10 protein-coding genes and 2 pseudogenes are annotated in these 13,623 nt (G+C 74.2%); 4 read left to right on the forward strand and 8 right to left on the reverse strand.

The window, feature by feature from the left end:
• Positions 1–2: 2 nt before the first annotated feature.
• From HEP81_RS05660 to HEP81_RS05670, 3 genes and pseudogenes are all read right to left on the reverse strand, one after another.
• Positions 3–437, reverse strand: a complete 435-nt coding sequence (locus HEP81_RS05660; RefSeq protein ID WP_037657417.1) for a roadblock/LC7 domain-containing protein — start codon at positions 435–437, stop codon at positions 3–5.
• A gap of 101 nt (positions 438–538) precedes the next feature.
• Entirely contained in the window at positions 539–2,386 is a 1,848-nt protein-coding gene (locus HEP81_RS05665; protein ID WP_243279292.1) for a sensor histidine kinase, read from the reverse strand.
• 277 nt (positions 2,387–2,663) lie between these two features.
• A pseudogene (locus HEP81_RS05670) lies at positions 2,664–2,963 on the reverse strand (cupin domain-containing protein); the annotation flags it as partial.
• Positions 2,964–3,019: 56 nt separating this feature from the next.
• Here HEP81_RS05670 and HEP81_RS05675 point away from each other — a divergent pair.
• A pseudogene (locus tag HEP81_RS05675) lies at positions 3,020–3,639 on the forward strand (TetR/AcrR family transcriptional regulator).
• Between the two features lie 30 nt (positions 3,640–3,669).
• Here HEP81_RS05675 and HEP81_RS05680 read toward each other — a convergent pair.
• Entirely contained in the window at positions 3,670–4,836 is a 1,167-nt protein-coding gene (locus HEP81_RS05680) for an MBL fold metallo-hydrolase (RefSeq protein WP_037657419.1), read from the reverse strand.
• Between the two features lie 162 nt (positions 4,837–4,998).
• Here HEP81_RS05680 and HEP81_RS05685 point away from each other — a divergent pair, with 162 nt between their 5' ends.
• Positions 4,999–6,180: a Glu/Leu/Phe/Val dehydrogenase dimerization domain-containing protein gene (locus HEP81_RS05685; RefSeq protein WP_037657420.1), complete on the forward strand. Its 1,182-nt coding sequence runs from the start codon at positions 4,999–5,001 to the stop codon at positions 6,178–6,180.
• A 9-nt stretch (positions 6,181–6,189) separates the two neighbouring features.
• A complete protein-coding gene (locus HEP81_RS05690; RefSeq protein ID WP_172624587.1) occupies positions 6,190–6,807 on the forward strand; it encodes a TetR/AcrR family transcriptional regulator in 618 nt (205 codons plus the stop codon).
• Positions 6,808–7,493: 686 nt separating this feature from the next.
• On the opposite strand, the gene HEP81_RS05695 is transcribed toward HEP81_RS05690, so the two are convergent.
• Complete coding sequence (locus HEP81_RS05695) at positions 7,494–8,798, reverse strand: amidohydrolase (protein WP_037657424.1); 1,305 nt, start codon at positions 8,796–8,798, stop codon at positions 7,494–7,496.
• A gap of 180 nt (positions 8,799–8,978) precedes the next feature.
• Between HEP81_RS05695 and HEP81_RS05700 the strand changes: the two genes are divergently transcribed.
• Entirely contained in the window at positions 8,979–9,152 is a 174-nt protein-coding gene (locus tag HEP81_RS05700) for a thiazolylpeptide-type bacteriocin (protein ID WP_037657426.1), read from the forward strand.
• 62 nt (positions 9,153–9,214) lie between these two features.
• Here HEP81_RS05700 and HEP81_RS05705 read toward each other — a convergent pair whose 3' ends face one another.
• Genes HEP81_RS05705 through HEP81_RS05715 form a run of 3 tightly spaced genes read right to left on the reverse strand, consistent with a single transcriptional unit; the run spans position 9,215 to position 12,884 of the window.
• Positions 9,215–11,179, reverse strand: coding sequence for a TOMM precursor leader peptide-binding protein (locus tag HEP81_RS05705; protein WP_078967444.1), 1,965 nt, complete (start codon positions 11,177–11,179; stop codon positions 9,215–9,217).
• Positions 11,176–11,928: an ABC transporter permease gene (locus HEP81_RS05710; protein ID WP_037657428.1), complete on the reverse strand. Its 753-nt coding sequence runs from the start codon at positions 11,926–11,928 to the stop codon at positions 11,176–11,178. The genes HEP81_RS05705 and HEP81_RS05710 overlap by 4 nt, the downstream gene beginning before the upstream one ends.
• Positions 11,925–12,884: an ABC transporter ATP-binding protein gene (locus HEP81_RS05715; protein ID WP_078967448.1), complete on the reverse strand. Its 960-nt coding sequence runs from the start codon at positions 12,882–12,884 to the stop codon at positions 11,925–11,927. Before HEP81_RS05715 ends, HEP81_RS05710 begins: the two co-directional genes overlap by 4 nt.
• Positions 12,885–13,623: the final 739 nt, after the last annotated feature.

The following is a 13,623-nucleotide window of genomic DNA, read 5'->3' on the forward strand; positions in this document are numbered from 1 at the left end:
GCTCAATGCCTCGGCGCCGCGGGGTCGGCGGCGTGTTGCCTGGGGGCGGTGACCAGATAGGGGCGCACGCTCTTGACCAGCATCGCCATCTCGTAGCCGAGCACGGCCGCGTCGGCCTCGCGGCCCGCCATCACGGCGAGACAGGTGCCGGATCCGGCGGTGGTGACGAACAGCAGGGTCGAGGCGAGTTCCACGACGACCTGCCGTACGTCACCGCCGTCCCCGAACCGGACGCCCGCGCTGCGGCCGAGCGAGTACAGGCCGGAGGCGAGGGCGGCCATGTGGTCGGCGCTGTCCGGGTCGAGGCCGTGCACGGCCTTCACCAGCCCGTCGCAGGACAGGAGCACCGCGCTGCTGGTGTGCGGTACGCGCTGCACGAGGCCGCTGAGCAGCCAGTCGAGGTCGGATGCGTGAGCGGTCGGCGCATCGCTCGCCATGGTGGATCGACTCCTTGGGGTACGAAGGTCTGTGGGAGCGCTGGGGGTTGGGGGGGTGGTACGGGTCGGTACGGGGCCCGGTGCGGGCCCGGTACGAGGGGTCAGCCGGCCGGCGCGCTTCCCTCGGTCGGACCGGTGGACAGGGAGGACGGGTCGGGGTGGACGTGGTGCGGGTCGCCCGGTGTCAGCGGCCCTTGGGGTCGGTCCTGATCGGGGTGGAGGACGCGCAGGCGCGCGGGCTCGGCGGGTGTGCGGGCGGTGGCTCCGGCGTGGCCGGCGTGTGCGTGTTCGCCGTCCGTCGCCGGTCGGGCCGCCTCGGCGAGGCCGATGCCGCGCTGGAAGGCCGCCATCAGGCCGGGGTCGTGACCGCCGAGGGTGTCGCCGTCCGGGCGGGGGGCCGGGCCGCCGCGAAGCTGGGGGACGAGGTTCTCCTGGGCGCGGCGGCGCGGCAGTTGGGGTTTGGCCATGGTGCCGCGCACCGTGTCGACACGCGGGGTGGGCATGACGCCCTCGTGCTCCTCGACCGCCGCGCGATGCCGCGCCCGGATGCCGGGTACCGCCTCGGCGGGGGTGGGGCGCTCGCGGTGGGTGCCGCGCACGGGGAGCGGGGGCGGGTCGTCGTGGGCGTGAACGTCGGTGTGCACGGCGGGGGTTGGACTCATCGGCACGGGCGGGGGGACGTGCCGTACCGGCGGGACCTGCGCGGGCGGCAGGGCGGCGATCTCCGGCGCGCACTCCGTCTGCGGGGTCCCCAACAGGTCCTCGGGTACGACGAGTACGGCCTGGACCCCGCCGTAGATGTTGCTCTGGAGCCGTACGCCGATGCCGTGCCGCCGGGCGAGCTGGGAGACGACGTAGAGGCCGATGCGGCCGTCGGCCAGCAGGCTGGCGACGTTGACCTGGTCGGGATCGGCCAACAGGGCGTTCATCCGGGCCTGTTCGCCGACGGGCATGCCGAGTCCGCGGTCCTCGACCTCGACGGCGAGTCCGGAGGTGACGAGGCCCGCGCGCAGCAGTACCTGGGTGCCGGGGGCGGAGAACACCGTGGCGTTCTCGATGAGTTCGGCGAGCAGGTGGATGACGTCGGCGACGGCGTGGCCGCGCAGTTCGCCCTCGATCGGGGGCACCAGTTTGACCCGGGAGTACTGCTCGACCTCGGCGATGGCGGAGCGCAGCACCTCGGTCATGCTCACCGGGTTGCTCCACTGGCGCCGGGAGACGGCGCCGCCGAGCACGGCGAGGTTCTCGGCGTGCCGCCGGATGCGGGTGGCCAGGTGGTCCACGTGGAAGAGGCCCTTGAGCAGATCGGGGTCCTCGATCTCGTGTTCCAGCTCGTCCAGGATGGAGATCTCGCGGTGCACGAGGGACTGAAGCCGGCGCGCGAGGTTGACGAAGACCTCCAGCTTCTGCTCGCTGCCCGCGTGGCTGGAGAGCTGGGCGGCCCGTACGACGGCGGTGACGGCGCCCTCGTGCGCGCGGGCCAGATCGGCGGCGAGCAGTTCGAAGTCGTCGGCGTCGGTGGGCGACCGGCGGCGGGACGGGCGCCGCGGCGGTGCCTCCCCCTGGCGCAGGGCGTCCACGAGTTCATGCAGGTCGGCCTCGCCGCGGGCGGCGGTGCGACGCAGCGCGTCGATGCGCTCGGCGACCCCGCGGGCGGCCCGGTCGGCGGCCACGGCGGCGATCAGGATGCCCGCGACGGCCACGGTGACCGCGCCGCCGAGCACGGCCCACAGGACGGGGCCGGTGCGGGCGCCGGTGGAGCGGATGGTGCACAGGACGGCGGCGGTGGCACCGAGGGCGACCGCGAGCGGGGGCAGCACGGCGAGCCGCATCAGCTGGGGCCGTATGTGCGTCTCGGGCAGTGCGGGAGCGGGTCGGGCGACCGGCCGCCCGTGCCGCCCGCCCTCCCGGCGGTCGGCACGGGTGCCCGGTGCGCGAAGGTGAGACATCTGCGTCCTCGTACTGGTCCGTCGGGCCTGGGGTCGGACACTCACGGTAGTCGCCTCCGGCTCATGTGCGAGGGGCAGTTGCCAAACTCCCCCGCCCAGCGTCCCGCTCTGGTATGAGGCTCCGTACGAAAGACCGATGACCGGGCCGCGTGTGCTCCGATCGGGTCGAAAAAGATCGATACGGTCCGATCAAAAGCGGTCAGAAGGAGCGGATGGGGCGCGAGGGCCGACCCCCGCCCCAAACCTCGGCTCACGCCCGCCCAACGTCATTCACACCTCACCCGACCGCGCGCGATCCCACTCCCGGACACTCGCGAATGTCACTCAGCGTGTTCCCCTTGGCCTTCGATGCGCTCGCGGGGCGCGTGCCCTGGCGCAGGGTGAGGGACATCAGGTCGCTGGGGGCGTCCAGCCGCACCCGGTGCCAGCGACCACGGGGCACGATCACCGCGGAGCCCGCCCGCAGCCGTACCGTCTCCTCGGCTCCGCCCGGCCCGGTGGGCCGGAGGTGGAGGCGGACGGCGCCGGTCAGGCAGCACACCGCCTCGTCGGCCTCCGGGTGCATCTCCCAGTGGTCGACCGATGTGCGGCGCGGCGGCGAAGAGGCCGACGGGGGCGAGGGGTGTCGTCGCCATGAGGGGGTTCCTTCCGGTCGGGGCGGCCCGCCGGATCGTCGCCGAGGAGGGCGTGGAACGGCTCACCATGCGGCGGCCGGCCACGGAGATCGGCAGTACGCCGATGGCGCTCCACCACCATGTCCGCAACAAGGAGGAGTTGCTCGTCCTGCTGCTGGACGACCACGCGGCGCGGACGCCGCGCCGGACCGGGATGCCCGCCGAGCCGTGCGAGCGGATCGTCGCCGCCGCCGCGGCGATCCACCGGGCGCCCGCCGACTGCCCCTGGATCGTGGAGGTGCTGACCGCGGACGATCTGATGTCCGCCTCGGCGCTGTGGTTCGTCGAGCAGATCGTCGACGGGTTCATCGCCTGCGGTCTGACGCCCGAGCGGGCCGTCCATGGATACCGCGCGATCTGGTACTACACCGCCGGGAGATCGTGGTCCGTACGGCGGCGGACCGCAGGCGCGCGGACGACGACCGCCCCACCTACCGGGAGCAGGTCTTCACCGACCTCGCCCCGGGCGAACTGCCCCGGCTCTCCGGACTCGCCGACGCCTGGGGCCCGTTGACCGCCGAGGACACCTGTCTCGACGGCCCGCGGGCCCTGGTGGAGGGTCTCACCGGGCGCGGCTGAGGCCCCGGGAGCGGCTGAGCCCCCGGGGCCTCAGCCGCGCTTCGGCGGCTCCGCGACCAGGGCGCCGACCGAGCGCCAGGTGCGGCGGACCTCACCGGACACGCCTCGCCACCAGGCCTCGGCCGGGAGCTTCCCGGCGGGCTCGAAGGGCTCGCCCGGGCACGGCAGGGCGACCGCCTGACCGGCCTCCTCGGCGACCTCCTTGGTCCACTCCCCCGGCTCGGCCCACGGGTGCGGGGCGAGATTGAAGGTGCCCCAGTGGATCGGGAGCAGCACACCGTGCGAGGCGCCGCCCTGGAGGTCCAGATGGGCGCGCAGCCCTTCGTCGGGACGCATATGGATGTCCGGCCAGAACTCGCTGTACGCCCCGATCTGCACCATCGTGGCGTCGAACGGGCCGTGGGCGGCGCCGATGTCCTGGAAGCCGTCGAAGTAGCCGGTGTCCCCGCTGTGGTAGATCCGGTGCTCCTCGCCGGCGACGACCCAGGAGGCCCACAGGGTGTGCTGGGTGTTGCGCAGGCCGCGGCCGCAGAAGTGGCGGGCCGGGGTGGCGGTGAGGGTGATCCCGCCGACCCGGGCCGACTCGTGCCAGTCCAGTTCGCGCAGCCGGTCCGGGCTGACGCCCCAGTGTTCGAGGTGGGCGCCGACGCCGAGCGGCACCGCGAAGACGGTGTCGGTGCCGGCCAGCGCCTTGATGGTGGGCAGGTCGAGGTGGTCGTAGTGGTCGTGGGAGATCACCACCACGTCGACGTCCCCGAGCGCGGCGAGCGGCAGCGGCACGGGGTGCAGCCGCTTGGGCCCGGCGAAGGGGAACGGGGAGCAGCGCTCGCCCCACACCGGGTCGAACAGCACCCGGTGGCCGTCGATCTCGGCGAGCACACCGGAGTGCCCCATCCAGGTCAGCCGCAGGCCCGTGGCGGGCGGCCGGGCGAGGTCGGCGAAGGTCGTGGGGTGCACCGGCACCGTGCCCCGGGGGGCGCGCAGCGGCCGGGTCTCCTTGTCGAAGAAGACCTTCGCGAAGTCCAGCGTGGAGCCGGAGGGCCGGGTGCGCGCGGGGCCACCGGGGTTCTGGAAGACGCCGTCCTTGAAGTGCGGGGAGCGGCGGATGCGTGCCAGGCGCTCACCGCCCGGGTCCACACCGAAGGCCGCCGGACGCGGCACACGGGGCCCTGAGGTCGAGGAACGCGGACCGGTCACGGTACCTCCCGGTTGAGTGCTGGGCCCTCCATTATGGTCGGCCCGTCCGACAATCCGGGAACGGCCCGGTGCTACTGAATGCTGATTCAGTACGTTGACGATCGCGGCACCTCCCCCCAATACTGACTCGGCATTCAGTAAGCCGACTCCGAGGAAGCTCCGATGACCGCCCCCTTGATCTCCCTCACCTGGACCGACCATGTCACCGGCCGGCAGGGCTTCCTCGTCGTGGACCGGCTGGTGCGGGGCGTGTCCAGCGGCGGGCTGCGGATGCGCCCCGGCTGCACGCTGGCGGAGGTGACCGGCCTGGCCCGGGGCATGACCATGAAGGAGGCCCTGCACTACGACCCCGAGAGCCGCTACGTCCCGCTCGGCGGCGCGAAGGGCGGCATCGACTGCGATCCGCGCGACCCGGCGGCGTACGGGCTGCTGGTGCGCTATCTGCGCGCGGTGCGACCGTACGTCGAGAGCTGCTGGACGACCGGTGAGGACCTGGGGCTCACCCAGGACCTGGTGGACCGGGCGGCGGCCGACGCGGGCCTGGTCTCCACCGTGCAGGCGGTGTATCCGCTGCTGGACGACGAGACGGCGGCCCGGGCGCGGCTCGCGGACGCCTTCGCCGTCGAGGTGGACGGCATCGGCCTTGCCGAGCTGGCCGGGGGCTGCGGGGTGGCCGAGTCGGTGCTGACCGCGCTGGACCGCGCGGGGGTGCCGTACCGGGGGACGCGGGTCGCCGTGCAGGGCCTGGGCACCATGGGCGGGGCGACGGCGCGCTTCCTCGCCCGGGCGGGTCTGAGCGTGGTCGCCGTCGCCGATGTCGAGGGGACGATCGCCAACCCGGACGGCCTCGACGTCGAGGCGCTGCTCGCCGCGCGGGACGGCTACGGCACCGTCGACCGCTCCATGCTGCGCCCCGCCGACCGCCGGCTGCCCGGTGCCGCCTGGTCGGCGGCGGACGCGGAGGTGCTGGTGCCCGCGGCCGTGTCGTACGCCATCACCCCCGCGAACCAGGCCCGGATCAGCGCCCGTTGGATCGCGGAGGCCGCCAATATGCCGGTGCTGCCCGAGGCGGAGGCGCTGCTGGCCGCGCGCGGGGTGACCGTGCTGCCGGACGTGGTGGTCAACTCGGCGACGAACGCCTGGTGGTGGTGGACCCTGTTCGGCGACATCGGCGCCGCCGCGGACGAGGCGTTCGCCCATGTCCGCCGCGCGATGCGCGCCCTGCTCACCCTGACCCTCGACCGGGCGGAGCGCGACGGTACGACACCCCGCGCGGCGGCCCACGCCGTGGTGGCCGACCGGCTGCCGGTGCTGGCGGAGCGGTTCGGGTCGTATCGGCACTAGGGTGACCGGGTGGCAAGAGTGCGGTTGAGCGTGGCCGAGCGGCAGGGGGAGCTGCTGCGGGCCGCCGTCGAGCAGATCGAGGCGCGGGGCGTGGCGGCGGTCCGGATCGCCGATGTGGCGGCCGCGCTCGGGGTGAGCAACGCGCTGGTGCTGTACCACTTCTCGACCAAGGAGAAGCTGGTCGCCGCCGCGTTCGCGCACGCCGCCGAGGACGATCTCGCGCGTCTGCGCAAGCTGCTCGGGCGGCGCACGACCGCGCTGCGCCGGCTGCGGGCCGCGGTGCGCTGGTATGCGCCGACCGGTCAGGCCAAGGGCTGGCGGCTGTGGATCGAGGGCTGGGCCGCCGCCCTGCGCGAGCCCGCGCTGCGCGAGGTCACCCGCGATCTGGACCGCCGGTGGAAGGCGGCCCTCGCCGAGGTCATCGCCGAGGGCGTCAGCGACGGCGAGTTCAGCTGCCCCGACCCGCAGGCCGCGGCCCTGCGCCTGACCGCCCTCCTCGACGGCCTCGCCGTCCAGCTGACCTCGTACCCGGGCTCGGTGCCGCGGGCACGGGCGCAGGAGTGGGCGGACGAGGCGCTGGCCCGGGAACTGGGCGTGGCGCGGGAGCGGTTGACGGGGCGGGCCTGAGAGGACCGGCCCGGCGGGACGGGTTCGGCCGGGCACCTGGTCACGCCGACCGGCACGGCCCCGGAGCCCGACCGCCCGCGACCACCCCGCACAAACACCCAGTCGCGGCTATCGACACCGAAGCAGCGACGCTCCCAAGACCGCACAGACCCTGACCAGCCCCGACCCGCCACCCGACCGCGCCCACCCGATCGACCCCCGACCCCGACCACACGCCACCACCCCCCACAAACACCCAGTCACGGTCAGCGACACCGAAGCAGCGACGCTCCCAAGACCGCACAGACCCTGACCAGCCCCGACCCGCCACCCGACCGCGCCCACCCGATCGACCCCCAAACCCGACCACACGCCACCACCCCCCACAAACACCCAGTCACGGTCAGCGACACCGAAGCAGCGACGCTCCCAAGACCGCACAGACCCTGACCAGCCCCGACCCGCCACCCGACCGCGCCCACCCGATCGACCCCCAAACCCGACCACACGCCACCACCCCGCGCGGACCACCGGTCACGACCGCCGACACCGAAACGGCAACGCTCACAAGGTCGCTCGGGCCCTGACGCCCCCCCATCGGCTGGTCCCCGAGCGGCGCCCCGGACCGGCAACGTCCGTCGCCCGGCACCTCGCTCCGCCTCGACCGAGCGCCGCCCTCGTCCGGGGTCCGCGGCCGATCGCCCGCTTCACCTCCCCCCCGCACCCAGCCGCGCCAGCGCCCCCGTCACCATCGCCGTGATCCCCGTCTGCAACGTCAGCCGTACGCTGGGCAGATACCGCGGTGAGTGGTTCGCCGGCAGTGCGCGGAGTTTGGCCGCGGGGTCGGGTCCGGGGGCCGCGGCCCACTGGGCGGGGCCGGTGGCGCCGAGCATCCAGTAGCAGCCCCGGATGCCGCCGTGGCCGTGGAGGTCCGCGCCCGCGCCGGTCAGCAGCGGGAAGTCCTCGGTGGCCAGGGCGGGTGGCCAGGCGGTGACGCGGGCGGCACCGAACGCGGTTCGGTGGGCGGTGCGCACGCCGTCGGTGACCTCCGGGTCGGTCACGGTGACGCCGGAGCGGGAGACGGTGGTGACGGTGACCCGGGGCGGCAGCGCGGCCGTCGCGGCCTCGGCGTGGGCCAGGCGCGAGACATCCGCGGCGGCCCGGTCGAGGGCCGGCTCGGCGAAGCCGCGCAGGGAGACGAGCAGGTCGGCGCGGTCGGGGACCACGTTCCCCGGGTGCCCGGCGTCCCCGGACCGCAGCGCGGTGGCGGTCACGGTGGGGCGCCCGCTCTCGCCCGCCGCGACCTCGGGCAGCCGCGTGACCAGCCCGGCCGCCGCCCGCAACGGGTCCGCGGCGAGATGCGCCGTGGCCGCGTGACCCCCGTCGCCCTCGAAGGCCACCGCCAGGGTGCGGCTGCCGGCCAGGACCGGGCCCTCGGCGTGCGCCACCATCCCCGCAGGGAACGGCGCGGTGTGCTGGGCGAGCACCTCGTCGGGCGGGGTGACCCGGTCGTACAGGCCGTCCTCCAGCATGGCCCGCGCGCCGCCGAGAGTCTCCTCGGCGGGCTGGCCGAGCAGCAGCAGCGTGCCCCGCCACCGGTCCCGCCGGGCCGCGAGCCAGCGTCCGGCGGCCGCCACACAGGCGAGATGGGCGTCATGGCCGCAGGCGTGCATCACGGGGACCGGGCGGCCGTCGGGCCCGGTGGCGGTCGCGGTGCTGGCGTACGGCGCCCCGGTGGCCTCGGCGACCGGCAGTGCGTCGAGTTCGGCCCGCAGCAGGACCGCGGGGCCCTCCCCGTTGCGCAGTTCGGCCGCGACGCCGTGGCCGCCGATACCGCGCAGCACCCGGAAGCCGTCGGCGTCCAGCCGCTGGGCGAACCGGGCGGCGGTGCGCGCCTCTGCGCCGGAGAGCTCCGGATGGCGGTGCAGGTCGAGATAGAACTCGGCCGTCGGTGCCAACAGCTCCGCCAGACCCGGGAGTTCCTGGGTGGTCCGGGAAGGTTTGGTGCTCATGTCAGTGGCTCCTCGGGCAGGTGTCAGCGAGGTGACAGCGAACGGCAAGGGGGGTGCACGCGGACGCGCGTAGAACTGTGGAGTGCCGGGAGGCCGCAACGCTCCTGCGGATGCCGGGTGTTGCGACCCGAACCGCCCGACCGGCCGTACCGCACCGTCCCCGAAACGGAAGGAGTCGTCATGTCTGACAACGCCCTCGCCTCCCTCGCCCAGGAGATCCTGGACCTCGAGTCGGAGACCTTCGAGATCACCGACTACTCGGACGCCAGCGAGGTCATGCTCGGTTCGTCCACGAGCTGCTCCTCCACGAGCACCTGCTCCAGCACCACCAGCACCACCTCCTGCACCGCCTGACGTCCGACGTCGGTGGAAAGGTCCCCGGCCATGCCGGGGACCTTTCGCGTTCCCGGAAACCGTCAGGGGAAGGGGTGCGGCACCAGCCGCAGGTCCTCCTCGCGCAGCGGTGCGGGCACCAGCCCCGCGCGGTACGGCGCGGTCCGCAGCCTCGGCAGGTGCGGCGCCCGCTGGCGAGGCCAGCCGAAGTCGATCGGCAGCAGCCCGGGGGCGAGGGTGGCGACCGTGCGCAGTCCCATCCGCCGCTGCTCCGGGGTGGTCTGGTCGACGGCGATGACATCGCAGGCCGCGTCGGCCAGCAGATCGCGCAGCAGCGTGACGTCGTCCAGCAGATCGGTGGTGCGGGGCCGGCGTCCCTCCCAGTCGGCGAACAGCTCGGCGAGCGGGGCCACTCGGGGCGGGGCCAGATAGCTGCGGGCGTGCTCGCGCATGGCGGGCAGCCCGAACAGTGCGGCGTGGTCGGGCAGTCGTACGACCTTGTCGAAGTCCTCGACCATCGAGGCGAGTTCGGCGGGCCGTTCGGCGACCTGGCGGGGCAGGTGCGGGATGTAGGTCAGGATCTCGGAGAGCGCCGACTCCACGGCGGTCTCCGGGTCGAAGGAGGCGCCGGCTGCGAACGCCAGGGTGCCGGGTCCGTCGTCGCGGCGGACGGCGAGGCCGGTGACGACCGGTACCGGGAGGTCCACCCGGTTGTCGAAGACATGGACGTCGTAGCCCTGGAGTTCGGCGCGGGCCGCCATCGCGCGCACCCGTGCGCCGCCGACCGAGTCCAGGTCGATCTCCGGCAGCGGCAGATTGCCGTACCAGCCGAGCAGGAAGGCGTCCCGCTCCAGGAGTTCGAGCAGTCCGAAGAAGACCGCCTCCTCCAGACTGGCGCCGGTGGCGCAGCCGTTGGAGCACTCGAAGACGAAGTTGTCCTCGCGGGTGCCCGCGCTGTAGTAGACGAGCCGGGCGGGCACCAGGACGGGTCGCTCGTCACGCAGCGACCAGCCGGTGACCCAGGGGATCGGCCGGGCCGGGTCGAAGGGCTGGACCATCGGGTCCTCGGCATAGGTGCGCGGTGTGTACAGGCCGCAGGAGCGGGGGTCCAGGGCGCGTTCGCCCAGCTCGTCGTAGGAGGCGGTGACGACGGGGGCGCGGTGCCGGCGGTGGGTGCCGGCATAGCGTTCCAGTCCCTCCAGGAAGGCCAGCTCCCTGCTGCGGGCGAAGGAGTTGGCCTGGCCGCTCCAGGTGACGTCGGTGAGTCCGGCGTAGCCCCGCATGAAGACGCTGCCCGCGACCGGCGCGGTGGTGGGCGAGGTCACATCGATCCAGGTGCCGCCGCCCAGCACCCCGCAGACCGGGTTCGCGAGCCCCTTGACCGGCACCGGGAAGTCGCCGGGGCGGCCCGAACGGTAGTCGTCGGGACCGGACTTGGGCCGGGAGGTCATGGGCCCCGCGGTGCGCTGGGCCGCCGCCTCGGCCACGGCCTCGCCGGTCGCCGGGCGGCAGTGGGGGCACATCGGGTCGGGCAGCAGTGGGAAGGTGCGGACCTGGAGGGTCTCCAGGTCGAGTTCGGTGACCCGGGGCAACTCGGCGTCGGGGCCGGGGGGTTCGTGCCGGGCGCCGCCGGTGGCGATGAGCCGGTGCAGGGACCAGACGGCGTCCACCAGATGGTCGGGCAGGGCGGGCCAGCGACCGGCGACCGTGGTCTCGGTGCCGGTCTCCAGGGCGTCCCGTTCGGTGCGGGTGCGCAGCCGCTGGCGGCGCATCGCGAGGCAGGTGCCGCAGGCCCGGCCGGCCCGGCCGGTGCCGCCCCAGGGACCCAACAGCACGGCCTGGGCGGTGAGATGGACCTCGGCCGTGTACGGGGGCACCGGCGCGGCGGGGCCGGGTCGCTCGCCGAGGACATTGGTGTCGCCGATGCGGGAGACGGCGGGGGCGGGCAGGCCCGCCGCGGCGGCGCGGGCCGCCAGGCGGTCCTGGAGGGCCGCGCGGGCGGCCTCCAGGGGTGCCGTCGCCGGGGCGGGGGCGGTGACGGTGGTCATGTCCGGTTGCTCCAGCGGAAGATCCGGGTGGCGATCAGCCCGAAGATCAGGGCGAAGACGACGAGTCCGACGCAGTCCAGGCCGATGTCCCCGAGGTCGCCGCGGCCGCCCATGGCGTCGGTGAGGCCGTCGTTGAGGTAGTGCAGCGGCAGCACCTTGGCGACCGTGCGCAGCCAGCTCGGCATCAGGTCGTCGGGGAAGAACGAGCCGGACAGGAAGGCCATCGGCACCATCACCAGGTTGGCGATGGCCGCGACCGACTCCGGGGTGTTCGCGAGGCTGCCGACGACCAGTCCCATGGCGAGGAACGCGGTGACGCCGAGCACCAGCAGCGGAACGCCGGTCCACCAGGGACCGTTCAGCTCAAGCCCGAAGAAGGGCAGCAGGGCCACGGCGGTGAACAGCACGGTCTGCGCGGCGGCGACGCCGAGGGCGAGGGTCCAGCGGGAGGCGATCAGCGAGCGCAGCGGGGTCGGGGTGCGCCAGATGAGGCGCAGCAGGTCGTCACGGCGCCACTGCATCAGGGCGAAGCCGACGGAGAACACGCACGCGTTGCCGACGCCCCACGAAAGGACGCCGGGGGCGGTGTAGTTGATGGAGGCCATCCCGCCGTTGACGTGCTGGCCCTGGAAGATGAGGCCGAAGAGGACCAGGAAGGCGAGCGGGAAGAGGAAGGTGAAGAAGAGGGTCGTACGGTCGCGCACGCTCGCGACGTAACCGGCCCTGGTCAGTGCGGCGTAGGCGGTCAACTGCGGTGCTCCGTTCCATGGCCGGTGAGGCTGAGGTAGGCGTCTTCGAGGGTGGCGGTGCGCACGGTGACCGACTCGATGTCGACGAGGTCGCCGAGCGCGGTGAGGACGTGGTTGACGGCCGAGGTCTCCAGGACGAGTTCGTCGCCCTCGACGGTGGCCCGGTCCACGCCGGGCAGCGCGAGCGCGGCCTCGGCCGTCAACTCGGCTGCGGGCAGCATCAGTCGGGCGGGTGCGGCGAGGGCGCGGATCAGGCCCCGGGGGGTGTCGAGGGCGATCACGCGGCCGCCGGCCACGATCGCCACCCGGTCGCACAGCGCCTCGGCCTCGTCCAGGTGGTGGGTGGTGCACACGATGGTGCGCCCCTCGGAGCGCAACGAGCGCAGCAGCGCCCACAGTTCGCGCCGGGCCTCGGGGTCGAGGGCGGCGGTGGGCTCGTCCAGGAAGATCAGTTCCGGTTCGTGCAGCAGCGCGGTGGCGATGGCGAGGCGCTGGCGCTGTCCGCCGGAGAGATGGTCGACGCGCGCGTTCTCCTTCTCGGTGAGCCCGACCCGCTCCAGGGCGATGCGCACCGCGTCCGGGTCCGTGCCGTAGAGCGCGGCGACGGTGCGCAGATGCTCGCCCGCGGTGAGCCGTGCGAAGAACGCGGACGCCTGGGTCTGGACGCCGATCCGGGCGAGCAGCGCGGTGTCCCGGGGCCAGGGGCTCTGGCCGAGGAGGCTGACGGTGCCGCCGTCCGCCTCGCGCATGCCCTCGACGATCTCCACCAGGGTGGTCTTGCCCGCGCCGTTGGGGCCGAGGATGCCGAAGAACTCACCGCGCCGCACGGTGAGGGAGACGCCGTCGAGCGCGGTGACCTCCCCGTACCGCTTGATCACGCCGTCGAGGACGACGACCGGCTCGGTGGCGCTGACGGGGCCGGGCGCGGTCCCGGTCTGTGCGTGGGGTTCGTTCATCTCGCCTTTCCTTGCGGGGTCCAACGGGGTGCGGACACCGGTGACTTGACCGGGTTCCGCGGACGGGGAGGTGGGCGCGGCGGACCGCGCGGGGCCCGGCGTCCGGTCTTCGGCGGGGCCCTGCGGGCGGCCTTCGGTACGGCTCTCCGTACGGCCCTCGGTGCCGCCTTCCGTACGGCGTCCGCGCAGGCGCCGGCCCAGGTTGCCGAGCCCCCACAGCAGCAGGGCGGCGGCGAGCAGGGCGGTCGGCAGCCACCAGGCGAGCAGCGCCATGCCGTCCGGCAGCAGCTGGCGCAGGACCAGCCCGGCGAGGGCCAGCAGCGCGGCCGTCTGCGCGGCGGTGAGCAGGGCGAAGCCGCCGTACAGCAGGCGCAGCCGGGGCGGGTAGGCCCGAAGGCCGGGGCCGCGGCGCAGCACGGCGCGGGCGGCGAGGGCGGTGAAGGTGCGGCTGCCCTCGGCGAGTCCGGAGACCCCGAGGGCGTGGCCGAGGGCACGGTAGCCGTCGAGCGGTGCCAGCGGCAGCAGGTTGGCGAGGCCGGTGACGACGCCGAGCAGCAGCAGCGCGCCGAACGCGGGCCGGGCCTGGGCATCGGCCGGGAGCACCAGCCAGATGACGTAGAACGGCACCAGGAAGAGGAGGTTGGCGAGGACGCCGGCGCAGGCGGTGGCGACCTTGCGGGCCCGGCTGCCGAGGAACTGGACGTCGTCCACCTGGCAGTAGAGGTAGGTGGCGCCGAGG

This window comes from Streptomyces griseofuscus (assembly GCF_014673495.1).
In the GTDB taxonomy this organism is placed as follows: Bacteria; Actinomycetota; Actinomycetes; order Streptomycetales; family Streptomycetaceae; genus Streptomyces; species Streptomyces murinus.